Source organism: Stenotrophomonas sp. GD03794 (assembly GCF_029842145.1).
Lineage (GTDB): Bacteria > Pseudomonadota > Gammaproteobacteria > Xanthomonadales > Xanthomonadaceae > Stenotrophomonas > Stenotrophomonas riyadhensis.
Window position 1 is genome coordinate 19,622 of the sequence record NZ_JAOCFV010000040.1, and the last position, 24,402, is coordinate 44,023.

Genomic DNA, 24,402 nt, shown 5'->3' on the forward strand with positions numbered 1-24,402 from the left:
CATTCTGCGGAGGGGTCTAATGCTGGAACGTCACGGGCTGTCACTGGCGCTGGGCTGCGCCATTCTCGCGATCCTGTTCGGAATCGTCTCGGCGCGCTGGATCCTGCGCCAACCCACCGGCAATGAACGCATGATCGCGATCGCCACCGCGATCCAGGAAGGTGCGCGTGCCTACCTCAACCGCCAGTACCTGACCATCGGCGTCGCCGGCGTGGTGCTGTTCGTGCTGGTCGGCATCTTCCTCAGCTGGTACACCGCGATTGGTTTCGCGGTCGGCGCGGTGCTGTCCGGCGCCGCCGGCTACATCGGCATGAACGTGTCGGTACGCGCCAACGTGCGTACTGCCGAAGCTGCACGCCACGGCATCAGCGCGGCGATGGACGTCGCCTTCCGCGGCGGCGCCATCACCGGCATGCTGGTGGTCGGACTCGGCCTGCTGGGCGTGGCCGGCTACTACGCGCTGCTGCTGCGCATGGGCCTGCCGATGGAACAGGCGCTGCATGCCCTGGTCGGCCTGGCCTTCGGCTCCTCGCTGATCTCGATCTTCGCGCGGTTGGGCGGTGGCATCTTCACCAAAGGCGCCGACGTCGGTGCCGACCTGGTCGGCAAGGTCGAAGCCGGCATTCCCGAGGACGACCCGCGCAACCCGGCGGTGATCGCCGACAACGTCGGTGACAACGTCGGCGACTGCGCCGGCATGGCCGCCGACCTGTTCGAGACCTATGCGGTGACTGTCATCGCCACCATGCTGCTGGGCAGCCTGATGCTGGCCGAGGCCGGCGCCAACGCGGTGCTGTATCCGCTGGTGCTGGGCGGCGTGTCGATCATCGCCTCGATCATCGGCGCGCTGTTCGTCAAGGTGAAGCCGGGCGGTTCGATCATGGGTGCGCTGTACAAGGGCGTGATCGTCTCCGGCGTGCTGGCTGCGATCGCGTTCTACCCGATCACCACCGGGTTGATGAGTGACAACGTGCATGGGCCGATGGCGCTGTATGGCTGCGCGTTGATCGGGCTGGTGCTGACCGGCCTGATCGTGTGGATCACCGAGTACTACACCGGCACCCAGTACAAGCCGGTACAGCACGTGGCGCAGGCCTCGACCACCGGGCATGGCACCAACATCATCGCCGGCCTCGGCATCTCGATGAAGTCCACCGCACTGCCGGTGGTGGCAGTGTGTGCGGCAATCTGGGGCGCGTTCGCGCTGGGCGGCCTGTACGGCATCGCCATCGCCGCCACCGCGATGCTGTCGATGGCCGGCATGATCGTCGCCCTCGATGCCTACGGACCGATCACCGACAACGCCGGCGGCATCGCCGAAATGGCCGAGCTGCCCTCGGAGATCCGCGACATCACCGATCCGCTGGATGCAGTTGGCAACACCACCAAGGCGGTGACCAAGGGCTACGCGATCGGATCGGCGGCGCTGGCGGCACTGGTGCTGTTCGCCGACTACACCCACAACCTGCAGGCCGCGCATCCCGGGCAGGAATTCCGCTTCGACCTCAGCGACCACACGGTGATCATCGGCCTGCTGATCGGCGGCCTGATTCCCTACCTGTTCGGTGCGATGGCGATGGAAGCGGTCGGCCGCGCCGCCGGTGCGGTGGTGGAAGAGGTTCGCCGCCAGTTCCGCGAGATCCCCGGCATCATGCAGGGCACCGGCAAGCCGCAGTACGACAAGGCGGTGGACATGCTGACCCGCTCGGCGATCCGCGAAATGATCGTGCCGTCATTGCTGCCGGTGGCGGTGCCGGTGGTGGTCGGCCTGCTGCTGGGGCCGCGCGCACTGGGCGGCCTGCTGATCGGCACGATCGTGACCGGCCTGTTCGTGGCCATCTCGATGACCACCGGCGGCGGTGCCTGGGACAACGCCAAGAAGTACATCGAGGACGGCCACTTCGGCGGCAAGGGCAGCGAGGCGCACAAGGCGGCGGTGACCGGCGATACCGTCGGTGACCCGTACAAGGACACGGCCGGCCCGGCAATCAATCCGCTGATCAAGATCATCAACATCGTGGCGCTGCTGCTGGTGCCGCTGCTGTAGATCCACGCCATGCGTGGATGAGATGCCCGATGGGGTCAGAGCCCTTTCCTCCGGAAAGGGATCCGACCCCATCGTCAATCACCGCCCGCGCAGGAAGAACGACACCGGCACCATCACTTCCACCGGGTCGCCGGCCACGTCGGCCGGCGGCGCCGGTACCGGGCTGGCGCGCTGCACGGTGTCCAGCGTCTCCTGGTCAAGCAGCGCGAAGCCACTGCTGCGGCCCAGTTTCAACCCCGAGACCGCGCCATCGCGGGCCACGGCAAAGCGCACGTAGACCACGCCCTGCTGGCGCAGCCGCTCGGCCTGGCGCGGATAGCGCCGATGCCTCTGCAGATGCCCGAGCAGGCGCCCTTCCCAGCTTGCCTCGGCACGACTGCGTTCGCCGGCCGTGGTCTGCGGCGCGGTGTAGCGTGCGGCTGCGTCGGCCGCCACCTGCGGCGGTGCGCTGGTCTGCGCGACGTTGGCGTCAGCGGTGTCCGGCGACGGCGTCGGCTCCGGTGCACGCGGCGGTGGCAGGTCGCCCTGCGGCTGCACCGGCGCCTTCGGTTGCTCACGCAGGGCCGGCCTTGGCACCTGCCGCTGCTGTTGCTGCTGCAACGGCCCGGTCGCGACCTCGCGCGGCGGCACCGGCGGTGCCTGCGCCATCGGCGCCAGTTCCAGCATCAGCGCCGCGGGCGGAACCGTAGCCGTCAGCGCCGGCGCACGGGCCGCCCACCAGCAGGCCGCGCCGATCAACAGCGCATGCACCAGCAGCACGATCGCCAGGCTGGTCGCCCAGCGCCGCAGTCCACTCATCGTGCGCCCTGCTCCAGGCCGACCAGCGCCACCTTCAGGTAGCCGGCCGCTCGCAGCGCATCCAGCGTGGCCATCAGTTCGCCATAGGGCACGCGGGTATCGGCACGCAGGAAGATGCGCTGTGTGGTGTCACTGTGAGTGGCCGCCTGCAATGCGGCCGCCAGGCCGTCGCGCGCCACGGCCTGTTCGCCAACGCGCAGCGACAGATCGGCCTGCACGGTCACGTACACCGGTGCCTGTTCCGGCGGCGTGGCGCTGGCACTGCTGGCCGGCAGCTGCACCGGCACCGACACGGTGGCCAGCGGTGCGGCCACCATGAAGATGATCAGCAGCACCAGCATCACGTCGATGAAGGGCGTGACATTGATCTCATGCGCTTCTTCAAGGGCATCGTCGCGGTCGGATGCGGTCCTGATCGCCATCGCCGCGCCTCAGTGCACCGCACGCAGCGGCGCCGCTGCGGTACGCGGAACGGCACGATCGAGATCGCGCGAGACCAGTTGCTGCACGGCCGCCGACAGATCGCCGAGCAGACCCCGCAGGCCGGCCAGTACACGGCTGAAGTGGTTGTAGACCAGCACGGCGGGAATCGCTGCGACCAGACCCAGCGCGGTCGCCAGCAGGGCCTCGGCGATGCCGGGCGCAACCACCGCCAGGTTGGTGGTGTTGCTCTGGGCGATGCCGATGAAACTGTTCATGATGCCCCACACCGTACCGAACAGGCCGACGAACGGCGCCACCGCGCCGATGCTGGCGAGCACGCCGATGCCACGTCGCTGCACGCGCGCGGTTTCCAGTTCAATGCGGTCCAGGCGCGAGGCGACGCGTTCCTTGATGCCGTCGCGGCTGTCCAGTTCCTGCGACAGGCGCAGCTCGGTGCGGACAGCGTCCAGCATGGCGAGTGCGGTGCCCTGCTGCAGGCAGGCCTCGGCGCTCTCGCCGGACAGGCTCGGCGCCTGCAGCAACAGCGTGCGCGCTGCGCGCAGCTGCCGGCCCTGGCGAGCCAGCTCCCAGCCCTTGGCCAGCAGCACGGTCCAGGTGGCCAGCGACGCCAGTGCCAGCGCGATCATCACCGTCTTCACCACCACGTCGGCGGCCAGGTACATGCCCCACGGGGTCAATGCGTGGGCGGCCACGGGGGCCAGGTCAGCAGGCAGCATCGTCTCGGTTTCCATCAGCATCAGGTGTCGCTGCGCGGTGGCGGGCCGCGCGCGGATCATTGGCGTCGTCCACTTCCACGACCGGATTGGGCTCCAGCCGCGGTGCGGGCCGACTGAGCACGTAGCCGGCGCTGACCGCGAAGAACAGGCCTACGCCCAGCAGCAGGCGCCAGGACGGGTGCGCACCCCAGCAGAACAGTGCGAAGCCCACCGCCATGCCGGCGCTGGCGAACGCCTTGCCCTTGCGTGACACCGCGCCTTGTTCGCGCCACAGCCGCAATGACGGGCCGTAGCGCGGATGCGCCAGCAGGCGCTGTTCGAACTTTGGTGAACTGCGCGCGAAGCAGCCCACGGCCAGGATCAGGAAGATGGTGGTCGGCATCACCGGCAGCAGCGCGCCGATCACTCCGAGGCCGACCATCAGCCAGCCCAGCGCGAACCAGAGCCAGCGCATCAGCGTTGCGCCGATAGGCGGGAGGCGTGCATCAGGCGAATTCCACTTCAACGTGGCCGTGCACGCTGCGGAACGCAGCATCGGCCGCATCGATCACCTGCTGCTCCTGCTCGGCGCTCAGCGGCACCGCGTCCAGCGCAGCAGTGAATTCACGCCAGTGGCGCGCAGCACCATCCGGATGCGCGGCCAGGTGGCGGGCGCCGAAATCGCGGTCCAGGCCCAGCTTGGCGGCCATCTTGTACAGCACCGTGCCGCCCAGGTTGGAGCCCTCGGCCACATACAGCCACCCCAACGCGGCGGGCAGTTCCAGATCAGACGGCAACGCCGCGATGTCGGCCCCCGGCAGGGTCTGCTCCAGATCCTGCAGGTCGCGCGCGACCTGGGTCAGGCGGCGGCGCTCGCCCAGGTCCGGCAGCAGTGCGTCCAGCGCAGGATTGGCATACAACGCATCGATGCTGCGGTGGAAGCGGTACTGCACGCGCAGGAAACGGGCGAAGTTGCTGCGGTCGGCGAAGATGTCGCCGGCCATGATGCGCTTGTCCAGCGCGCCATGGCTGTCGCGGGTGGCGGCCTTGAGCCGCAGGCTGCGGCTGTCTTCAGGGGCGATGTGTGCGTTCATGGGGATGCCAAAGGGGTCGTCCTGCTGTAGACGTTCGCCACGGGGCTTTCCCCAAGGCCATGTGCACCGATAATGGCGCATCCCTTCTTCCCGCAGGAACCGACGATGATCACCACCGAACCGCGCATGACCAACCTGTTCCTGCAGCTGGGCCTGGATGCCAGCGCCGAGGGCATCGCCCGCTTCATCCGCGAACACCAGCTGGCCACCGACGTGGAAGTGGTCGAAGCACCGTACTGGAACGATGCCCAGCGCCAGTTCCTGTCCGAGTCGCTGCAGGCCGATGCTGCATGGAGCACAGTGGTGGATGAGCTGAACGAGTCGCTGCACGAAGATGCGGTGAAGGCGGCGACCGGGCTGTAAGCGGGCTACGCAGGCTCGCTGGGGTCAGAGCCCTTTCCGCAGGAAAGGGATCCGACCCCACCACTCATCCGCGACCGATCAGTACTTCCAGGTCAACGCCAACCGCGCGGTACGGCCCGGGGCCGGCATCACGCCCAGGGCAAGCGGGTCCAGGTAGTAGCGGTCGGTCAGGTTGTCCACGCCGGCTTCCACCGACAGCTGGTCGTTGAAGCTCCAGCTGGCGAACAGGTCGACCAGGGTGGTCGGCCGGTACAGCTGCTGGATCGCCGACAGGCCCACGTTCCAGTCCTTGTCCAGCTTGCTGATCGGGCCGGCGTTGTGGACCACGCGGGTGCCGAAGGTCAGGCGCTCGTCGAACAGGCGCGAGCCCAGGGTCAGGTTGACCATGTAGCGCGGCGGGTTCTGGGTATTGGTGTACGAGCCCTCGAAGCCGCCGTCCACGCAGTTGGGCGTGTTGGCCAGCTCATCGTTCCTGCGCTGCGCACCATAGGCACGGCGCTCGGCGGCGATGTCCGGCGCGCAGGTCTTGGCCTTGAAGTAGTAGTGCGCGGACAGGTCGGCGAAAACCTTGCCGCTGTCATAGCTGGACTGGAACTCCATGCCCGAGACCTTGAACTGGTCGACGTTGCGGATCAGGCCAGCCGACAGCGTGCGGTAGTCGCGGGTGATCAGGTCGTCGATGCGGGTATCGAAGTACGCCAGCTTCAGCGCCAGGCGGTCGCCGGCGGTGAACAGGTCATAGCGGATGGTGCTGGCACCGATCTCCCAGCTGCGCGCACGCTCCGGCTTCAGCTCGCCCACCGGCTTGGCGGCGGTGAACAGACCCAGCGTGGTCTCGAACAGGCTCGGCAGCTTGGTGCCTTCGGCGTACTTCACGTAGACCATGGTGTCTTCGCTGAAGCGGTAGGCCACGCTGGCGGTCGGCGAGAACGCGGTGTCGCGGCGACGGATCGGCTGCGACCAGGTCCAGCTGACCGGCACTTCCAGGTCCTGCGCCTTGCCGGCGTCGTAGAAGTTCCAGCCACCGATGTCGCCCACCGTGCCCTTCTTGTACGGTGAAGCCAGCAGCGATTCCTGGGTGAAGTTGCCGTTGGCGTCCGGATACCAGTTCAGCAGCGCGATGCGCTTGGCCCGCCACGACGGCAGCGCCGGGTTGCCATTGAGCAGCTCGGTGTAGCGGTACTGGCCCTGCACCTCGTAGGCATCGGGCGTGGCCAGGCGGTTGCGGTCGTGCACGTCCACGCGGTTCCAGCGGCCGCCGGCCAGCAGTTCCCAGTGCTCATCGGGCTGCCACTTCAGCGAGGCCACGGCGCTGTATTCCTTGCGCTCGGCGTTGCGCAGGAAGCGGTTGTTGATCAGGTCATCGTGCATGACCGGCCCCGAGCTGCCCGGTGCGATGTCCTCATCGCTGTAGGACAGGCCGTAGTCGAGGGTGAATGCACCGGCGCGGGTATCGAACTTCGAGGTATTGCTGGCATCCAGGCCGAAGCGCTTCTGCCGCAGCGGATTGCGGTAGGCATCCTTGTAACCGGGGTCGCCACTGAAGCTGGGCGCGTCGTACCACTCGGTACGACGATCGAAATACCACGGGGTGATGCCGGTCAGGCTGTTGTACATCACGCTGTCGGTGTCGGTGTACGCGGCATTGACGCGCAGGTCGACCAGCTCGCTGTCCGGGTTGAAGCGATAGCGCAGGGTGTAGCTGTCCATGTCGACGTGGCCCGGATCCCATTGCGGAATGCGGTCACGATCGACGCGGATGATCTGCGAGGCCATGATCTCGCCGGCGGTGCCCTCGTAGCGGCGGTAGCCCGCTTCCAGGGTCTGTGCATCGTCGATGCGCCAGGTGCCCTTGAGCAGCGCCGACTTCGAGCGGGCCGAGGTATTGAAGACCTCGGTACGCGGCGGGTTCAGCGGCGCCAGTGTGCGCCGGGTCTGCGGGAAGTCGTCGTAGCCGTGCTTGCCGGAGAAGTAGTTGCCATTGTCGCGGTAGGCGTAGGCGGCGACCAGATCGAAGCGATCCCAGTGTCCCGCAGCGGCGACGTTGAAGAACTGGCTGCCGGTGGCGCTGCGATCGTTGCGCGGCGCGGCACTGTAGGAAGGCAGGTTGTTGGCGCTGTTGTTGGCCAGGCCGCCACGCACGCGCACGCCGAAATCCCGGCCTTCGCGCAGCACGTCACCGATCTTCAGCGTCTCCATCTCGACCACGCCGCCGATGCCACCGGAGGCGTTGGCCTGCAGGCTCGGGCCTTTGGTGATGGTCAGGCTGGAGATCAGGTCCGGGTCGAGGTAGGTGCGCTGCGACTGGCCGGCATAACCACGGTAGGTATCGATGCTGGACTGGCCACCGTCGATGATCACCGGCACGCGGCCCTGGCCCTGGATGCCACGGATGTTGACGTCGAAGCCGTTGCCCACGCGCGGATCACCGGCGGTGACGCCAGCCACGCCCTTGACGATGTCGCCGTTGGACGTACCGCGGAATCGCTCCAGGTGCGTGCGGTTGAGCCTGGTGGTGGAGCCGACGCTGCGATAGCCGTCGAGCAGCCGCGCCTCGTCGCTGGTTGCGCCGCTGTCGATACGGTCGCCGGCCACGCTCAGCGTATCGGTGACGATCACACCGCTGTCGGCCTGCGCCGATGCTGCTGCTTCCAGGGTCACCGCATCGGCACTGACCCGGCGCACCGCCAGGCCACTGCCCTGCAGCAGGTGCTGCAAAGCCTCGCTGGCCGACAGGCTGCCGCTGACCGCACGCGAGGTCACACCCCGGGCCAGGGTGGCCGGGTACACGACCTGCACGCCGGACTGGCGCATGTAGCTGCGCAGCGCCTCGTCCAGTGGCTGCGCGGGGATATCGAAGCGCTGCACGGCAGCGTGGTCACCGCTTGCATCCTGCGCGAGTACGGACGGCGCGGCGCTGGCCAGGCCGGCCGCCAGCAGGGCGATGCACAGGCGGGACGGGCGCGGCATGCGGCCCGGACGATGGAGATCGAACATGGGGGAACCTGTCAGGTAATCGGTGCCGCGGGCGCGGCGACATCCGCAACACGGGCGGACACGGCGACGTACTGGCGGCGGCGGGTACGTTCACGGAGTAAGACGGATGACAGCGTGGCAACCCCAAGAGCGATTTGCGGCCGCGGCAGGTGCCGACCGCTGGGCGGCACAGGGACGGTCATCCACGCATGGCGTGGATCTACTGCACGATGGCGACGCCGAATGGCAGACGAGTAACCCGAAGACCTGCTGTTGCCGCCAACGCATCCAGCGCCTGCTCCGGGCGATCAATGCGCAACGCCGCACTGACAGCCGGCAGCTGCGACAGATCGCCACGCACGAAGGTCGGGCCAGCGCGATAGCGCCCGACCCACTGCACGGCGTCGGCGACGCTGGCCTGCTCCAGCAGCAGTTCGCCCTGCCGCCACGCGCCGACACTGTCGGCCACCACATCCTGCAGACGCGTCACGCCGCTGTGCTCGCCATAGACCGCACGCTGTCCCACCTGCAGGTAGGTCCAGCCACCGTCGACCGGGCTGGCCACACGCACCCTGCCCTGCCCGACCTGGGTTTCCACCCGGCCATCGCTGCGTGCCACGCTGAAGGCAGTGGAAATGTCTTCGACCAGGCCATTGCCAGCGCGCACGCTGAAACGTCGCTGCGCATCCGGGCTGACCTCGAACCAGGCCCGCCCGCGCAGCAGCTCGATCTCGCGCGCATGTGCATCGAAACGCACAGCAATCGCACTGTCCGCATCCAGCACGGCGCGACTGCCATCGGGCAGATTCACGCTCTGCACGACATGCGTACTGCGATGGTCAGCCTGCAGCCGCAACCAGGCCTCCGGCCATGCCACCAGCATCGCCAACGCAGCTGCAGCGGCCATTGCCCAGCGCATTCGATGCGGGCGCCGGCGTTCGACGGGCTGGGCCTGCGGGCGTGGTCCGACGCTGCGCCACAGCGCGCGCTCGTGCTCGAAGGCGCGGCGGTGCCCCGGCTGTGCCAGCCAGTGCTCGAACTCGTGCATGCGCCCCTCGCCGATGTCACCCGAGGCCAGCCACGCGATCCAGCTCCGGGCCTGTTCGGCCAGGGCATCGTCATTGGCGGCGGGCAGCGTGTTCGGCGGGCTCATCGGCTGGCGGACAGGCGCATTCAAGCGCGGGCGGAGGAACTAGACCGCATCCACGGTCCAGTGATCAAGACGTTTCAGCGAGGGCCAGCCCCAAGCCGGGGCGTTCATCGGCCGCTGCGCGCCCAGGCCAGGCGTTGCAGCGCGGTGCGCACATGGTTCTCGACGGTAGTCACCGACACACCCAGACGGCGTGCGATCTCGGCCTGGGTCAGGCCCTGCAGGCGGTTGAGCCGGAAGATGGTGCGGGTCGGCTCCGGCAGGTGTCCCGCCGCGTCGAGCACCCGCTGCAGCTCGTCCTGTGCCATCGCCTGCTCCTCGGTCGAGATCACCTCGTCCGGCCCCCACAGGTAGTGGTCGGCCAGCAGACGGTTGCGCCGGGTCGATTCGCGGCCATGGTCGGTGGCCAGGTTGGCGGCCAGCCGGTACAGATAGGCGCGCGGGTTGTCGATGGCCTGGCTGTCGTCGACCCCGCGCGCCTTGAACCACACCGCCTGGATCACGTCTTCGGCGCCGTTGTCGCCCCCCAGGATGCGTTGCACCCGGCGCAGCAGCGCGGGCCGCTCGCGGATCAGCAGTTCGGTGAGGGAGGCGGCATTGGAGGACATGCGCGGAACCGGGACGACAGACGGAAGGCGCCGCGCATGCTACTCCGTTAATGAGAATCAGTCACGTTCGCATCAATGGATGCACCCGGTCAGTCCGTCATAGACGCTCTGCGAGGTCCCCGGCAGCGGGTCATGCAGGGGATTGCGCGCGACCAGCGCGGCATGGAAGGCTTCCACCGGGGTTCCCGTCACCAGCGGCAAGCGGCACAGCCAGGTCGGTTGCCGGGCCACGATCGCGCCATCGCTGCGGGACACCTCCAGATCGCTGGCGGCGAATGCCCACAGGCACTCATGGATGGTTCCCCGCACCGCATCCACCGAACAGCGCAGGCGCAGCGCCCGGATGTCGCTGTATTCGCCCTCGCAGAAGGTGTCGCCACAGATCGCGTCGAAGCCATGCTGCAAACGGCCTTCCAGAGCAAAAAAGCGGTCCCAGTTGGCCTCCTGGTGCGGGTAGTCGATCAGGTCGACATAGGGGAATGCCTGTACCGGCGGCGCCATCAGCAGCGCGCAGCTCAGGCCGAACGGCAGGGCAGATGCTTTCATGCGGGAGCTCCTTGGGATGAGGGTTCCAGCCTGCACCCGGCGTCCCGACGTCCCCATCGGGCAACCCCACCAGCACGTGTGGGCGGCCGCCGTGCCGTACTGTCGGCACCCTCCCCTGCACAGCGCCCGGCAAAGGCATAAAATGGGGGGCTATCCGTCTATATCCCCCACCTGGAGCACGACCATGGGTCTGGAACTCGTCTCGCCCGGCAAGAACCCGCCGGAAGAAATCAACGTCATCATCGAGATCCCGAAGGACTCGGAGCCGGTGAAGTACGAAGTGGACAAGGAAACCGGCGCGATCTTCGTCGACCGCATCCTGTCCACCCCGATGCGCTACCCCTGCAACTACGGCTACGTGCCGAGCACCCTGTGCGGCGACGGCGATCCGGCCGACGTGCTGGTGGTGCTGCCGCTGCCGCTGGTGCCGGGCTCGGTCGTGCGCTGCCGTCCGGTCGGCGTGCTGAAGATGAGCGATGAGGCAGGCAGCGACGAGAAGATCCTGGCCGTGCCGGTCTCGAAGATCTTCAGTGGCTATGCCCACGTCGAAGACATCGCCCAGGTGTCCAGCCACTGGCTGGAGCGCATCGGCCACTTCTTCGAGCACTACAAGGACCTGGAGAAGGGCAAGTGGGTCAAGCTGGACGGTTGGGGCGGCGCCGCTGAGGCCAAGCAGATCCTGATCGAGGCGCACCAGCGCCATCTCGACAGCAAGGCCTGAGCCTGAACCGGATTGCTCCGGCAGGCCCTGCCGGAGCGATGCGGGTCACGTTTCACGACGACGGCACATCACACGTGCCGCCGTATTAGGTAAATTGCGTCACTTCACACGTCATCGACATCCATCGTCGAGACAGCCAGGGGAATGTGTCGTGCGTATTCTGCTTGTTGGGGATGCAGCCAGCCTGCCGGCCGAGCTGACCGAATTCATTGCCGATCTTGGGGAAGACTGGCAGCCGCTGACCGCCACTGATGGCCAGACCGCGATGACCGCGGTGGCTACGCAGGGTGTGGATGCGGTGATCGTCTGCCCGCAGCTGCCGGACCTCAATGCCACCACGCTGCTGGGCCAGATCCGGACGTTGCGCCCGGAAACCATCCGCATTGCGCTGGTGGATGCCCAGCATGGCAACCGGCCGCCGCCGGCACGCCTGATCGGTGTCGCTCACCGTTTCCTGCCGTTGCCACTGGCACCGGAAGTGCTGCTGGAAGCGCTGACCAGCCTGGAAGAGCTGCGCGAAGTACTGGACAGCCCACGCCTGCGCGATGCCATCGGCCGTATCGAGAAACTGCCTTCGCCGCCGCACCTGTACCTGAGCCTGACCCAGGCGCTGGAGCATGACGACGACGCCGACAGCGCCGACGTCGCCAAGCTGGTGGCGGCCGACCCGGCCATTGCCGCCAAGGTGCTGCAGCTGTCGAACTCGGCGTTCTTCAGCCAGGGACGCACCATCGCCGACCTGCGCACGGCAGTGACCCGCCTGGGCCTGTCGACACTGCGCGACCTGGTGCTGGCCAGCGAGGTGTTTTCCGCACCCACGCTGTCCACCGCCGAACGCAATTCGCTGCAGCAGCGCGCCCTGCTCGCTTCGCGCCTGGCCGCGCGCCTGCTGCCCGAATCCAGTGCCGAACTGGGCGCGACCGCCGCACTGCTGGCCGACATCGGCCTGCTGCTGCCCGGCGTACGCAACGAACGCAGCGAGCCGACGCTGGCCGGTGACACGCGCCCGGGCCACGCGGAAGCCGGCGCTTATCTTCTCGGCCTGTGGGGCCTGCCGATGCCCATCATCGAAGCGGTGGCGTTCCACCTGCAGCCGCAACGCGCCAATACGCGCAGCTTCTGGGTGACCGGAGCGGTGCATGTGGCGCTGGCGCTGGTCAACGGCGATCCGGTGGATGAGGACTACCTGCAACGCGCGGGTGTACTCAACAGGCTGCCGCAGTGGCGGGAGCATGCCAATGCGTTGATGGGACTGGTACCCAGCGACGCCTGAGCCCCCTGCATGCCAGGAAGACTCAAGGGGCGCGCCTGACGGCGCGCCCTTTTTTGCATCAGCGCGCGCCGCAGGCGTCCTGCACGCAGTGACGATACTGCAGATCGCACAGAACCTTCGACTTGCCTGCGGCCAGGCATTCCTGACGCAGCTCCTCGCAGTACAGCCCGCCACCACAGACGCCCCCGGTCTGGGCAAACACCGCACCGACCAGCGTCGCATAGATCAGTGCAGCGGCAGACAGCTTGTGCAACAGCGTGCTCTTCATCTCTCTCTCCATGTGCAGGCGTCCGTGAGTGGACCCGTCAACTGTGTTGAATACGACATGACAGGAATGAGACTCCACTCACCTTCCAACATGTTTCGGAATTTCCCTACAAAAAAAGAGGGCGGACCTTTCGGTCCGCCCTCCCGGTACTGCTATCGCACTTCGAACGATCAGAAGCGCTGGGTGTACTTCATGTACAGGAAGCGACCGACGTCGAAGCCGCCGTAATAGGCGAAGCTCGAGTTCGGCTGGGTGAACATGATCGGACCCTTGTGGTCAAACACGTTGTTGGCACCCAGGGCGATCGTGGCATCCCACGGCGCCTTCCAGCTGACCTGCAGGTCGTGGAAGGTGTTCGAGCCCGTCTTGCGCAGCGGCGACTTCTCGCCGTTCTGATAACGGTCGGCGACGTCGCAGGGACGGTTGGCCACGCAGGCTTCGTTCATGCCCGAGTAGTAACGCGCCATGTAGGACACACCGAAGTCACCCTTCGACCAGGTAACACCGACGTTCGAGCGCAGACGGAACAGGCCGGCTTCGCCGACACGGCCGATGGTGATGTTGTTGCCATCAGCATTCTGGCCCTGCTCGTCGTACTTGGACAGATAGCTGGTCTGCCAATCGATGTTGAACTGGCCGATCGCCAGTTCCGGCAGGCGGTACTTGATACCCAGATCGTAGCCTTGGGTCTCCATCTGGCCCAGGTTGGCCAAACCATAGGTCATCGCGGAGATGTGGCCATCGCCAGCACGGGTGTGACCGGCGCAACGGGCCGAATCACCCAGCACGTAGCAGTCGCGCAGGATACGATCGACGCTGTCGGCGATGATCATGTCGCTGATTTCGTACTTGTACCAGTCCAGCGAGATGTCCAGACCCTGCACCCAACGCGGGCTCCACACCACACCCACGGTGGTGCTCTTGGAGGTTTCCGGCTTCAGTGCGGAGTTGGAACCGGAAATGAACTGGTCCGGGGTAGCGCACGGGGTCGAGGTGCAGGGAACAAGGCCCTGACCCAACTGCGTGTAACCCACCGGCACACCACGCGAGGAACAAGCGCCGTTGCCATTGACCGAGCCCGGAGCGGTGACGCCGCAGGGATCGGTGTAGGACTCGAAGCTGCTGCTCAGGCCACCGTACAGATCATCGATGGTCGGGGCGCGGAAGCCTTCAGCCCAGGTGCCACGGACCAGCAGCTCGTCCAGCGGGCGCCAGGTGAAGCCGAACTTGGAATTCAGGGTGTTGCCGAAGTTGCTGTAATCCGAGTAACGGGTCGCAGCATTCAGGGTCAGCTCCTTGGCGAACGGCATGTCGGCGAGGACCGGCACGTTCAGCTCCAGGTAGACTTCATCCAGCGAGTAGTCACCCTGGGTGGTCTGCTTGCCCAGACCGGTGGACTCACCCGACTGTGCGAAGGCGTCCGGCGAGAAGCGGCCTTCTTCCTTGCGGTGCTCCACGCCCACGGCGAAGCCCAGATCACCGGCCGGCAGGGTCACGATCGAACCGGACAGGTTGGCGGTGAAGCTGGTGGTCTTGGTCAAACCGGTGTCGGTGAAGTACGGGAACAGGAACGACTGGGCAGCCGGGTCAGCCAGCGAGCCATTGCCTGCCACGCCGTACGGCAGCAGCGGGTTCCACGGACGGCAATTGCTGGTGGCCAGCGGGTCAGCCATGCTGGTGCCGCAACGGGCCACGCCGTCCGGACCAACGAACGAAGCACCCAGCGCCTTGCGCGAGGCGATCAGGCTCATGTCGCCGTGACCGGTCTTGGTCGATTCGTTGCGGTTCCACAGCGCACCGACGTCCCAGTCGAAAGTCCTGCCGGCGAACTCGAAGAAGCCGCTGACGCTCGGCGCAAAGCGCAGGGTCTTCAGCTTGCTTTCGGTGGTACGCGGCATTTCCCACAGACGGCGACGGAAGGTGAGGTCCTGATCGGTCGGGTTGAACGCGCTGTCCTTCGACAGCGGGGTATCGAACGAAGCCGACTGGTACGGGTAACCGGCGATCTGCTGGTTGGTGGTGCGCTCGTTGTAGATCACGTCCGCATTGAACGCGATCGAGTCGGTGAAGTCGTAGTTGCCGTTGACGTACAGCGACTTACGCTCGATGCCGGTCTGCACCATCATCTGCTCGTTGGCATTGACGGCGTCAGCACTGGTTTCCAGACGGTAGTCCGAACGCTTGGTCGGGTCGCCGCCATCGCGCAGGGTGTACCAGCGCTGGTCGTTCGGACCGATGTAGCCGGGCTCACCCTTCTTCAGGTCGGGGGTCACGCACGGGTCGCAGAAGCCACCCTTCTGGTTGATCGGGCTGGCACCCGAACCCGGGTAGTTCGGGCCGGCGTTGCCGTCACGGCTGAACCAGCGGTCCTTGGCCCACACCGGGTCCTGCTTGGAGTACTCGGCGGCCAGCGTCACACCACCGCGCTCGCCTTCGCTGCCGAGGGTGAACGAATAGGTGGTGGTGTCGCCGTCGCCCTTGCCGTACTGGCCGACATAGACACTGGCTTCAGCACCGTCAAAGCGCTTGCGGGTGATCACGTTGACCACGGCGGCGATCGCGTCCGAACCGTAGATGGCGGAGGCGCCATCCTTCAGGATTTCGATGCGCTCGATGGCCGACATCGGGATCTGGCTCAGATCCTGGTAACCCGAAGTGGTCGCGCCCAGGCGCTTGCCATTCATCAGCACCAGAGTGCGCTGGGCGCCCAGGTTGCGGATGTCGACGTAGTAGCCGCCGACGTTTTCGCCGGAAGCCAGCGATTCCGAACGCGAGATGGCCGGGGAACCGGCCGAGGTCAGGTTCTGCAGGACGTCGGCAACCGAGGTGTAGCCCTGCTTTTCCAGGTTCTCACGGCTGAGGGTAACGACCGGCTGCTGGGTTTCGACTGCAGCGCCACGGATACGCGAGCCGGTGACCGAAATGCGGTCCAGGTCGGTGGTGCCCTTTGCTTCCTGAGCCGAAGCAAAGGCCGGCGCCAGCGCCAGCGCGATGCCGGCCGGCAGCAAGCCGAACCGCACTGCGGGATTACGAACGTTCATCAATCTCTCCAAGGTACGTGTTAGCAGCGTGTTAAAACACCCCAGCACGTTACGATTGCGTTGCAGCGCTGTATTTGCGCGAACCAACCGGAGACTTTGCAGATTGTGGCGGCAGCAAGCCGCCGTTCTCCCTGAAGCGCGAGGCCGACTGGCCGTAGCGGGCACGGAACGCACGCGCGAAGCTGCAGCAGTTGTCGAAACCACTGGCCGCAGCGACCTCGCCGACCATCATGTCGGTGTCACGCAGCAGGTCGGCGGCGCGCTCAAGGCGCAGGCGTGCGGAGAGCGACTGCGGGCTTTCTTCGTAGAGGCTCTGGAAGGTCTTGGAGAGATACCAGCTGGAGAAATTGGTCAGCTCGGCCAGTTCACCGATGCGCACCACGCGGTGGCTGTTGCCTTCCAGGTACAGGCGGGCACGCTGCATGCGGCCGAACACCTGGCGCTTGCGGCTGCGCGAACGGCCCGGGCAACGCTGTACGTTGTCGGCCAGCCCACGCTGCAGGCCTGCCAGGTGCAACAGCAACGGCCGCAGGGCCTGTGCCGGCTGCCCGCTGGCCAGCGCGTCGCGCCACAGGCGCAACGCAACGCGGGCATCGCCACGGTTCATGCGGCCACGACCTGCATACAGGCCACAGTCGGCCATCTCGGCCAGCACGCGCAGCGCTTCGGCGTTCAGGTTCAGGCCGACGCACAGCCCGTTTCGGCCGGCCTGCACCAGCGGCCGCGATTCCTTCTCGAAGGCGATCCACTCGCCCTGGCGCAAGCGGAAGCGTCCTTCCTTGGCTTCCACCCAGGAGCTTCCACGCACCTGCATCCAGACAGTGAAGCTGCTGCCGGCGGTCTGCAGGCTGCCCAGCCGGGCCACGCCCAGGCAAGTCGGCGCAGCATCATCGAGCGACCGGTCCAGAGAGACGGATTGGCCGCGATCGGCCAGCGAGAGTTGACGCATGGGGGCACCACGGATTTGCCTAGTACAGGACTCCGTTTTGCCAAATCAGGCGGCACCGCGTCAGGAAAGTCAGACGAGATCGCCACGAATTCGCGACGAGGTCCAGACGAAAAACTTACGAAGGCCCATTTCCTTTGAACAACAACAACTTGGAGAATGCCGGCAGCAGCGCTGGCGAGCGTTCGGGCAAGCGCATCACACCAATGTCGGCACCGTCGCTGACCGCCATCGCGACAAACAGCGAGCGCCCATCGGCGCTGGCGCTCAGCCCATTGCCAGCGCTGAGCCGTTCCGCGTCCAGGCAGCGTTCCGGCTCCTCGCGTCCGGCCTGGATCCGCACCAGCGTGGTGCCACAGGTGGTGGACGTGCCGAGGTAACCAATCGCGCTGTTGCCGGCCACGGTCCAGGCCCGGTACCGCCAACGGCTGGGTCGGTCATCACTGATCTGCTGCACGCTGTCCGCGGCCAACCCGGCGTCCACCGACCACAGTCCTCCGGCCGCCAACCGCGTGAACAGGACCCGTCCGCTGCTGCGGTCGAACCGGGCCTGCGACACGCCATCGATGCTGGCCAGCCGACGCCACGGCTGAACGCTGCGATCGAACAGGCTCAGCCGGGTCTGTTGCTGGTCATCGCGTTCGACCACCAGCAACTGGTCGGGCGTTGCTCCGTACAGCGCCTGCAGGGGCTGCTCCGAAGGCACGGGCAGTGGCTGCAGGCGTTCATCACGCGGCGCGATCTCGTAGACCACCGTGCGCCCATGCTCGTCGCGCCCCACCACCAGCAATCGCCGGCTGTCGGCTGACCAGTCCGGGGCCTGGCGCGCCTCCGGCCGCAATCCCTCGATCGGTCGCAGCGAGTCGGGACGATCCATGTCCGCCCACCACAGCGCGAAGCTGCCTGAACGATCAGACGTGAACACCAGTTGCCGTCCATCCGGCGCCGCCATGGGTTGACCATCGCGGCCACTGGAAGCGAACAGGCGGACGGGCGGCGAGTGGCCCTCCACCGGTACCTTGAAGATGCCGAACTGCGCGCGCCGGTGGACGAACGCCAACATGCCACCGCGACGCGATGTCGCCGGCCATTGCGCGTCGTCCAGCCCGGCGTCGCGCAGCGTGCGGCTTTCAACATCCAGGTAGTAGAGACGCACTTCACTGTCGACACGCCGCCCGAACACGATCGTGCGGCCATCATGCAGCCAGGCCCAACCGCGCAACTCCGCCGCCTCGTTGGTCAACTGCTCGGGCGTTCCCCCCGTGGCCGGCATGCGCCACAGGTCGCCCAGCTGTGGGTTGCGTACGAACACCAGCCAGTTGCCATCGGGCGAGTAGCGGGGCGCATAGTCGAAGTCATCCGCATCGACAGCGTAGTCCAGTGCCTGCCATTGGCCGCTGGCCAGATCAAGCGTCCGGATCCCGCGATGGGCATAGCGGCCCACCATGCTGCCGAACACCAGGCCGCGACCATCCGGCGTCCAGTCGAAACTGAGCAGTTCGGTGCCATCGCAACGCGTGGCCTGGCGCAGTGCGCCGCCGGTCGCGCTGGCAATCAGCACCTGGCAGCTGCCATTGTCACCGAAGCGTGCAAAAGCAATCTCGCGTCCATCCGGCGACCAGCTCGGGAAGCGATCAACCGAACCCGCTGGCGGAGCCAGCAATTGCCGCGCCGGCGCATTGCCGGAAGTCTGCACCTTGATGGCACCACCCCCCAACCCATCCTCGTTGGCACCTTCATAGGCCACCAGCGAACCATCGGGCGAGAGCGTGGGATAGGTTTCGAAACCGCTGGTCGCAGTGATCAGTCGATAGGGACGCTGCGGACTGCCGATCACACGCGTGCCGTTCTCAACGGCCGCATCCACGGGCGAGCTGCCAGCCGGTGTCCGGCGCAGCAACAGCGCGGCCAGCACCACCACGGTAGCGAGGAGCAGCACGCCCACTGCCAGCAGCGCACGCCGGCGAACATGGCGCCAACGGTGGCGTGAGGGCTGCCCAGGCACTGCGGGTGCCACTCCGACGGCCAGCGCGGGTTGCACATCCACAGCGTGGTCGTCGGACGATCCTGTCGGTGTCGACTCGACATCGTCCAGCACCTGTACCGGTACCAGCAGGCGATAGCCGGTCTTGGCGATGGTTTCGATGTAGGCCTGGCCGTTGTCATCGTCGTTGCTGAACGCCTTGCGCAGCTGGGTGACGGCCTGGGTCAGCACATCATTGGTCGGCAGCGTGTCCGGCCAGACTTCCGCGAACAGTTCGTCGCGGGTGACAACACGCCCCGGCTGGCGCAGCAGTACACGCAGCACGCCCAGCGCCTTCGGCGTCAGCCGACGCGGGCGACGCGCACCGACGACCTCGACTTCGCGCGAGGACAGAGTGACAGTGCACTCTCCTATCCGGATCCGATCGAATCCGGGGGGCTGGTTTTCACTGCTGTTCATTTTCCGCTACACAGTAGAGACAGGTCCGGGGCAGCGTTTGCCTTCGATACCCTCCCGTCCTGGGAACAGCAAAAAGCCAGACTCCGCACAAAGCATCGGCGCATACCGCAAAAACAATGAAGCGGGCGAATACTAGCCTATGCGGGTTACCTCGCCTATCGCGTGGTCGACATCCAGGCTCTCTCTCGCCGACGAATTCACATAATCTGCAGCACCATTCGCGCCCTTCGGGGCGCGAAATTTTTATCTGGCGTTCATGTTCACATGCGCCTCAACATGGTCAGTCCGACCAGTCGCGAAACCACCAAAGCTACGTACATCACGCCGGAAAACTGCTCCAGCATGACCAGTGCACGCGCCTGCGGATGCAGTGGTACAACGTCGCTCAATCCCACCCCGGACAGCAAGCTGAAGCTCAGATAAAGCAGCTCCATCCAGCTGCGCTGATCGCCACCGCCGGTGCCGTGGAAACTGCCCGGATACCACTGCTGGCATACGGCGAACGCAAATGCGAACGCCCAGGCCAGCAATGTGAAGGTCGCGCCCGCAGCGAACAGTTCGTCGCGGGTGACCTTATGGTCCTGCAGCATGTAGGCGATCAACGCCCCCGCCGTATAGAAATACAGCAGGCTCTCCAGCAGCTGCGCCGTGGTGAGCAGGCCGGTGCGGTCCAACAGCGCGCCGGCCAGCGAGAACACCACCGAGGGGATGGCCAGCAGCAGCGCCAGCCACGTACCCAGCGGACTGCGCTGGACCACCCACAGCGCCAGGCCGAGCACCGCCATGCCGAACATGCCCAGCGCCGCACGGCCGCCAGCGGTGTCATCGAGTGCGGGATACAGCAGCACCGCGATCAACTGGGCCGCGAGCAGCCAGGCCGAAGGATGGCGGCGGGCGATGGCCAGCCAACGGGTGGTCATGGCAACGGGCATGGCGTCCTTTCCCCTGGGCAATGGGCGGAGCATAGCCGGGCGCGGCGTGATGAGCGGTAGTGCCGGCCGCTGGCCGGCACCCCCGTTTCCGCATCATCCCTGGTGGTAGACCTCGGCCCCCGCAGCGCGGAACTCCTCCGACTTCTCCTTCATGCCGGCCTCGGCGTAGTCGCGCACGTCCTGGGTGATCTTCATCGAACAGAAATGCGGGCCGCACATCGAACAGAAGTGCGCCAGCTTGTGCGCATCCTTCGGCAAGGTCTCGTCATGGAACTCCTTGGCCTTCTCCGGATCCAGGCCAAGGTGGAACTGGTCTTCCCAGCGGAACTCGAAGCGCGCCTTGCTCAGCGCGTTGTCGCGTACCTGCGCACCGGGGTGGCCCTTGGCCAGGTCGGCCGCATGCGCAGCGATGCGGTAGGCCATGATGCCGTCGCGCACGTCCTGGCGGTTGGGCAGGCCGAGGTGCTCCTTCGGCGTCACATAGCAGAGCATGGCCGTACCGAACCAACCGATCATCGCCGCACCGATTGCACTGGTGATGTGGTCGTAGCCCGGTGCGATGTCGGTGGTCAGCGGCCCCAGCGTATAGAACGGCGCTTCGCCGCACTCGCGCAACTGCTTGTCCATGTTTTCCTTGATCAGCTGCATCGGCACGTGGCCAGGGCCTTCGATCATGGTCTGCACATCGTGTTTCCAGGCGATCTTCGTCAGTTCACCCAGCGTTTCCAGCTCACCGAACTGCGCCGCGTCGTTGGCATCGGCGATGCAGCCCGGGCGCAGGCCGTCACCCAGCGAGAAGGTCACGTCGTAGGCCTTCATGATCTCGCAGATCTCTTCGAAGTGCGTGTAGAGGAAATTCTCCTTGTGGTGCGCCAGGCACCACTTGGCCATGATCGAGCCACCGCGGCTGACGATGCCGGTGACCCGCTTGGCGGTGAGCGGCACATAGCGCAGCAGCACGCCGGCGTGGATGGTGAAGTAGTCCACGCCCTGTTCGGCCTGCTCGATCAGCGTGTCGCGGAAGATCTCCCAGGTGAGTGCTTCGGCACGGCCATCGACCTTCTCCAGCGCCTGGTAGATCGGCACGGTACCGATCGCCACCGGCGAATTGCGGATGATCCACTCGCGGGTTTCGTGGATGTGCTTGCCGGTGGACAGGTCCATCACCGTGTCACCGCCCCAGCGGATCGCCCACACCAGCTTCTCCACTTCCTCGGCAATACCCGAAGACACGGCGCTGTTGCCGATGTTGGCGTTGATCTTGGTCAGGAAGTTGCGGCCGATGATCATCGGCTCGCTTTCCGGATGGTTGATGTTGTTGGGCAGCACCGCGCGGCCGCGCGCGATCTCCTCACGCACGAACTCCGGTGTGATGATCTTCTGGATCGAAGCCCCGAACGCCTCGCCCGGGTGCTGCTGCAGCAGGCCGGCATCGCGGATCGCGTCCAGTCGCTGGTTTTCGCGGATGGCGACGAATTCCATTTCCGGCGTGATGATGCCGCGGCGCGCGTAGTGCATCTGGGTGACGTTCGCGCCTGCGCGTGCACGCCGTGGCAGGCTGCGCGCGGGGAAGCGTACTGCATCAAGCTTTGGATCATGCTCACGGTCGCGGCCGAACGACGAGCTGAGGCCGTCGAGCTGTTCGGTATCACCGCGTTCCTCCACCCAACCACGACGCAGCGTCGGCAGGCCGACGGACAGATCGATACGCACGTCCGGATCGGTATACGGGCCCGACGTGTCGTAGACCGTGACCGGTGCATTCTCTTCACCGCCGAACAGCGTCGGCGTGCGGGTCAGCGCGATCTCGCGCATCGGCACCTGAAGATCCGGGCGTGAACCGGGCACATGGATCTTGCGCGAACCGGGTATCGGCCGGGTCACGGATTCGGAGAGTTGCTGGGCCTGTTGCTGCAGGGCGGAGAGCTGTGCGTTCATCGGGCATCGTCCAGGAAGGTCAGGGACGAAGCGGCGGCGCACTGCGACCGCGCACGGACGGTCCTTGGGCGGAGTCCGGGCACGGCTGCATTGCAAAGCTTCCCTACGCCGGTATGAGCCGGATCAGGTTCCAAGGGACTGTCTCAACCGTGGCCACATGGCCGCGGTACCCCCGCTTCTTGGCGTGCATTAGAGCATAGAAAGCACTGCAGCTCATGGCCGTTCATCCATGCATGGCGTGGCGCTGCTCCATCGGCATTAACAGAACCGTGACATCGCGTTCAGTAACGTGCACGCGCATCGTGCCGCTGCGGCCGGTGTTTTCCTCGCCGCCTTCGCGGCCCCTGCCCGGTCTGTGCTGCATGTCGCCGGCCCCTCGCAGCAAGCTCTGCTCGCTCCCCTCAATCCCTTGATCGGAGAAGCTCCTTCATGGTGTTTCGCGTTTCCATCGCACTGGTTCTGCTTCTGGTGCTGCTTGCCGGTGTTGCACCGGGCCCCTTCAATGCCGTGGTGCAGAGCATCCTCGGTGAACTCATCCGCGGCATCGGCTGGCTGTACCTGCTGGTCGTGTTCCTCGCGCTGGTGTTCCTGATGTATCTGGCCTTCGGTCGTTTCGGCAACCTGCGCATCGGTGGCGAAGACGCTGAACCGGAATTCTCGCGCGCCAGCTGGATGTCGATGCTGTTCGCCGCCGGCATGGGCATCGGCCTGGTGTTCTGGGGTGCCGCCGAACCCATCTCGCACTTCAGCAAGCCACCGGAAGGGCTGGCACCTGAAAGCATGGATGCCGCGCGCGCCTCAATGCGCTATGCGTTCTTCCACTGGGGCCTGCACCCGTGGGCCATCTATGCGCTGATCGGCCTGGCAATGGCCTGGTTCCAGTTCAACCGCAACGGCCGCGGCCTGGTCAGCGACATGCTGCAGCCGATCATCGGCCGCCATCACCGCGGCTGGATCGGGCGCGTGGTCAACATCGCCGCCGTCGTCGCCACCGCGATTGGCGTTGCCACCACGCTGGGCTTCGGCACCATCCAGATCGCGGCCGGCATGGAGCGTGTGTTCGGCCTGCACGCAGGCGTTCCGCTGCAACTGACCGTCATCGCAGTCGCGTTCGTGCTGTACATGGCCTCCACGCTCAGTGGTGTCGAGCGTGGCGTGAAGTGGCTGTCGAATTTCAACCTGGCGCTGGCCGCTCTGCTGCTGGCGCTGGTGCTGGTGCTGGGCCCCACCGGCGCGATCTTCAACACCTTTACCACCACGCTGGGCTCGTATCTGAACCAGCTGGTGACGATGAGCCTGCGCATGTCACCGTTCTCGTCCAGCACCTGGGTGGCCGACTGGACGATCTTCTACTGGGCCTGGTGGATTTCCTGGGCACCGTTCGTCGGTTCGTTCATCGCCCGCATCTCGCGCGGGCGCAGCGTGCGCGAGTTCGTCATCGGCGTGGTGCTGGCACCAACGCTGCTCGGCTTCTTCTGGTTCTCGGTGTTCGGCGGCACGGCGATCTGGATGCAGATCTTCGGCCAGGCCGATCTACTGCAGGCACTGGGTAATGGCTATGAAACGGTGCTGTTCACCATGTTCGACAGCATGCCGCTGCCGTTGCTGCTGTCGTGCATCGCGCTGGTGCTTCTGATGATTTTCTTCGTGACCTCGGCTGATTCCGCAGTGTTGGTACTGGCGAGCATGTCCACCGATGAAGCCGGCGATCCGCCGCCCAAGCGCAAGCTGGCCTGGGGCGTGGGGGTTGCGTTGATCGCCGGTGCGCTGCTGCTGGCCGGTGGCCTGGACGCGCTGCAGGGGGTCATCACCATCGCGGCCTTGCCATTCGCGCTGCTGATGGTGCTGGTGATGGTGTCGCTGTACCGGGTGCTGGACCAGGAGTACACGCGCGAGCGGCGGCAAGCGCAGCGCCAGCGGCACATGATCGATGCATGGATCGCACGCGAGATGGCGGCGCAGGAGGAGACCCAGGCGGAGGCGGCGCGCGCGCACGATCAGGATTGAGGGTGTTTTGCAGCCTGCGGCTGCACCGCTTTTCTCAAGCAACGGCAACTGCAACAGCAACTTCACAAGCGGCTCTGGGTTGCTGCTGGTTTGGCGGGGCGGCGTGGGCTGG

General features: G+C 66.1%; 20 protein-coding genes and 1 riboswitch. Of the genes, 5 read left to right on the plus strand and 15 right to left on the minus strand.

Annotated features, from left to right (window positions below; genetic code table 11):
* Positions 1–19 precede the first annotated feature (19 nt).
* Positions 20–2,047: a sodium-translocating pyrophosphatase gene (locus N5D91_RS17840; protein WP_071228169.1), complete on the plus strand. Its 2,028-nt coding sequence runs from the start codon at positions 20–22 to the stop codon at positions 2,045–2,047.
* Between the two features lie 78 nt (positions 2,048–2,125).
* Here N5D91_RS17840 and N5D91_RS17845 read toward each other — a convergent pair whose 3' ends face one another.
* The 5 genes from N5D91_RS17845 to N5D91_RS17865 are packed head-to-tail and all read right to left on the minus strand — an operon-like array spanning position 2,126 to position 5,078.
* On the minus strand, positions 2,126–2,845 hold the full coding sequence (locus N5D91_RS17845; RefSeq protein ID WP_180854336.1) for an energy transducer TonB: 720 nt from the start codon (positions 2,843–2,845) through the stop codon (positions 2,126–2,128).
* Positions 2,842–3,267: a TonB system transport protein ExbD gene (gene exbD, locus N5D91_RS17850; RefSeq protein ID WP_180854337.1), complete on the minus strand. Its 426-nt coding sequence runs from the start codon at positions 3,265–3,267 to the stop codon at positions 2,842–2,844. Before exbD ends, N5D91_RS17845 begins: the two co-directional genes overlap by 4 nt.
* Positions 3,268–3,276: 9 nt before the next feature.
* The gene (gene exbB, locus N5D91_RS17855; RefSeq protein WP_180854338.1) at positions 3,277–4,005 is read right to left on the minus strand and encodes a tonB-system energizer ExbB; all 729 of its coding nucleotides are present in this window, start codon (positions 4,003–4,005) and stop codon (positions 3,277–3,279) included.
* Complete coding sequence (locus tag N5D91_RS17860; RefSeq protein WP_164161146.1) at positions 3,992–4,459, minus strand: YbaN family protein; 468 nt, start codon at positions 4,457–4,459, stop codon at positions 3,992–3,994. The genes exbB and N5D91_RS17860 overlap by 14 nt, the downstream gene beginning before the upstream one ends.
* 31 nt (positions 4,460–4,490) lie before the next feature.
* A complete protein-coding gene (locus tag N5D91_RS17865) occupies positions 4,491–5,078 on the minus strand; it encodes a biliverdin-producing heme oxygenase (RefSeq protein ID WP_012512028.1) in 588 nt (195 codons plus the stop codon).
* A gap of 105 nt (positions 5,079–5,183) precedes the next feature.
* On the opposite strand from N5D91_RS17865, the gene N5D91_RS17870 reads away from it, so the two are divergent.
* Positions 5,184–5,441 (plus strand): DUF2789 domain-containing protein, encoded by a 258-nt coding sequence (locus N5D91_RS17870; protein ID WP_010483993.1) that lies wholly within the window; start codon positions 5,184–5,186, stop codon positions 5,439–5,441.
* Positions 5,442–5,519: 78 nt separating this feature from the next.
* On the opposite strand, the gene N5D91_RS17875 is transcribed toward N5D91_RS17870, so the two are convergent.
* The 4 genes from N5D91_RS17875 to N5D91_RS17890 form a co-directional block, all read right to left on the minus strand.
* Positions 5,520–8,438 carry a TonB-dependent receptor gene (locus N5D91_RS17875; RefSeq protein ID WP_110713543.1) on the minus strand — a complete coding sequence of 973 codons (2,919 nt, stop codon included), beginning with the start codon at positions 8,436–8,438 and terminating at the stop codon, positions 5,520–5,522.
* 199 nt (positions 8,439–8,637) lie between these two features.
* Positions 8,638–9,570, minus strand: a complete 933-nt coding sequence (locus tag N5D91_RS17880) for a FecR domain-containing protein (RefSeq protein WP_110713544.1) — start codon at positions 9,568–9,570, stop codon at positions 8,638–8,640.
* Between the two features lie 104 nt (positions 9,571–9,674).
* Entirely contained in the window at positions 9,675–10,175 is a 501-nt protein-coding gene (locus N5D91_RS17885) for an RNA polymerase sigma factor (RefSeq protein WP_014038389.1), read from the minus strand.
* Positions 10,176–10,247: 72 nt separating this feature from the next.
* Positions 10,248–10,721, minus strand: coding sequence for a hypothetical protein (locus tag N5D91_RS17890; RefSeq protein ID WP_180854339.1), 474 nt, complete (start codon positions 10,719–10,721; stop codon positions 10,248–10,250).
* Positions 10,722–10,905: 184 nt separating this feature from the next.
* Between N5D91_RS17890 and ppa the strand changes: the two genes are divergently transcribed.
* Both ppa and N5D91_RS17900 read left to right on the plus strand, forming a co-directional pair.
* Positions 10,906–11,442 carry an inorganic diphosphatase gene (ppa, locus tag N5D91_RS17895; RefSeq protein ID WP_005410935.1) on the plus strand — a complete coding sequence of 179 codons (537 nt, stop codon included), beginning with the start codon at positions 10,906–10,908 and terminating at the stop codon, positions 11,440–11,442.
* A 151-nt stretch (positions 11,443–11,593) separates the two neighbouring features.
* Positions 11,594–12,715, plus strand: a complete 1,122-nt coding sequence (locus N5D91_RS17900; RefSeq protein ID WP_110713547.1) for an HDOD domain-containing protein — start codon at positions 11,594–11,596, stop codon at positions 12,713–12,715.
* Positions 12,716–12,773: 58 nt separating this feature from the next.
* Here the strand turns inward: N5D91_RS17900 and N5D91_RS17905 are convergent, their stop codons facing one another.
* The 6 genes from N5D91_RS17905 to thiC all read right to left on the minus strand — a co-directional run bounded on the left by N5D91_RS17905 (position 12,774) and on the right by thiC (position 22,283).
* Positions 12,774–12,983 carry a hypothetical protein gene (locus tag N5D91_RS17905; RefSeq protein WP_010483987.1) on the minus strand — a complete coding sequence of 70 codons (210 nt, stop codon included), beginning with the start codon at positions 12,981–12,983 and terminating at the stop codon, positions 12,774–12,776.
* 170 nt (positions 12,984–13,153) lie between these two features.
* The gene (locus N5D91_RS17910; RefSeq protein WP_180854340.1) at positions 13,154–16,024 is read right to left on the minus strand and encodes a TonB-dependent receptor; all 2,871 of its coding nucleotides are present in this window, start codon (positions 16,022–16,024) and stop codon (positions 13,154–13,156) included.
* Positions 16,025–16,073: 49 nt separating this feature from the next.
* Entirely contained in the window at positions 16,074–16,973 is a 900-nt protein-coding gene (locus tag N5D91_RS17915) for a helix-turn-helix transcriptional regulator (protein WP_110713550.1), read from the minus strand.
* Between the two features lie 115 nt (positions 16,974–17,088).
* Positions 17,089–19,413, minus strand: coding sequence for a winged helix-turn-helix domain-containing protein (locus N5D91_RS17920; RefSeq protein WP_110713552.1), 2,325 nt, complete (start codon positions 19,411–19,413; stop codon positions 17,089–17,091).
* Between the two features lie 260 nt (positions 19,414–19,673).
* Positions 19,674–20,345 (minus strand): ion channel, encoded by a 672-nt coding sequence (locus N5D91_RS17925; RefSeq protein WP_110713554.1) that lies wholly within the window; start codon positions 20,343–20,345, stop codon positions 19,674–19,676.
* Between the two features lie 93 nt (positions 20,346–20,438).
* A complete protein-coding gene (gene thiC / locus N5D91_RS17930) occupies positions 20,439–22,283 on the minus strand; it encodes a phosphomethylpyrimidine synthase ThiC (RefSeq protein ID WP_180854341.1) in 1,845 nt (614 codons plus the stop codon).
* 82 nt (positions 22,284–22,365) lie between these two features.
* A riboswitch (TPP riboswitch) is annotated at positions 22,366–22,467 on the minus strand.
* 245 nt (positions 22,468–22,712) lie between these two features.
* Here thiC and N5D91_RS17935 point away from each other — a divergent pair.
* Positions 22,713–24,290 carry a BCCT family transporter gene (locus N5D91_RS17935; RefSeq protein WP_110713556.1) on the plus strand — a complete coding sequence of 526 codons (1,578 nt, stop codon included), beginning with the start codon at positions 22,713–22,715 and terminating at the stop codon, positions 24,288–24,290.
* Positions 24,291–24,402: the final 112 nt, after the last annotated feature.

Excerpts from the sequence above, each read along its gene's own strand:
- N5D91_RS17935 (WP_110713556.1), top strand. The coding sequence starts at position 22,713 with ATGGTGTTTCGCGTTTCCATCGCACTGGTTCTGCTTCTGGTGCTGCTT.
- thiC (WP_180854341.1), bottom strand. The coding sequence starts at position 22,283 with ATGAACGCACAGCTCTCCGCCCTGCAGCAACAGGCCCAGCAACTCTCC.
- exbD (WP_180854337.1), bottom strand. The coding sequence starts at position 3,267 with ATGGCGATCAGGACCGCATCCGACCGCGACGATGCCCTTGAAGAAGCG.
- N5D91_RS17860 (WP_164161146.1), bottom strand. The coding sequence starts at position 4,459 with ATGCGCTGGCTCTGGTTCGCGCTGGGCTGGCTGATGGTCGGCCTCGGA.
- N5D91_RS17915 (WP_110713550.1), bottom strand. The coding sequence starts at position 16,973 with ATGCGTCAACTCTCGCTGGCCGATCGCGGCCAATCCGTCTCTCTGGAC.
- N5D91_RS17845 (WP_180854336.1), bottom strand. The coding sequence starts at position 2,845 with ATGAGTGGACTGCGGCGCTGGGCGACCAGCCTGGCGATCGTGCTGCTG.
- N5D91_RS17910 (WP_180854340.1), bottom strand. The coding sequence starts at position 16,024 with ATGAACGTTCGTAATCCCGCAGTGCGGTTCGGCTTGCTGCCGGCCGGC.
- N5D91_RS17870 (WP_010483993.1), top strand. The coding sequence starts at position 5,184 with ATGATCACCACCGAACCGCGCATGACCAACCTGTTCCTGCAGCTGGGC.
- N5D91_RS17905 (WP_010483987.1), bottom strand. The coding sequence starts at position 12,983 with ATGAAGAGCACGCTGTTGCACAAGCTGTCTGCCGCTGCACTGATCTAT.
- N5D91_RS17880 (WP_110713544.1), bottom strand. The coding sequence starts at position 9,570 with ATGAGCCCGCCGAACACGCTGCCCGCCGCCAATGACGATGCCCTGGCC.
- exbB (WP_180854338.1), bottom strand. The coding sequence starts at position 4,005 with ATGCTGCCTGCTGACCTGGCCCCCGTGGCCGCCCACGCATTGACCCCG.
- N5D91_RS17925 (WP_110713554.1), bottom strand. The coding sequence starts at position 20,345 with ATGCCCGTTGCCATGACCACCCGTTGGCTGGCCATCGCCCGCCGCCAT.
- ppa (WP_005410935.1), top strand. The coding sequence starts at position 10,906 with ATGGGTCTGGAACTCGTCTCGCCCGGCAAGAACCCGCCGGAAGAAATC.
- N5D91_RS17920 (WP_110713552.1), bottom strand. The coding sequence starts at position 19,413 with ATGAACAGCAGTGAAAACCAGCCCCCCGGATTCGATCGGATCCGGATA.
- N5D91_RS17865 (WP_012512028.1), bottom strand. The coding sequence starts at position 5,078 with ATGAACGCACACATCGCCCCTGAAGACAGCCGCAGCCTGCGGCTCAAG.
- N5D91_RS17885 (WP_014038389.1), bottom strand. The coding sequence starts at position 10,175 with ATGTCCTCCAATGCCGCCTCCCTCACCGAACTGCTGATCCGCGAGCGG.
- N5D91_RS17890 (WP_180854339.1), bottom strand. The coding sequence starts at position 10,721 with ATGAAAGCATCTGCCCTGCCGTTCGGCCTGAGCTGCGCGCTGCTGATG.
- N5D91_RS17840 (WP_071228169.1), top strand. The coding sequence starts at position 20 with ATGCTGGAACGTCACGGGCTGTCACTGGCGCTGGGCTGCGCCATTCTC.
- N5D91_RS17875 (WP_110713543.1), bottom strand. The coding sequence starts at position 8,438 with ATGTTCGATCTCCATCGTCCGGGCCGCATGCCGCGCCCGTCCCGCCTG.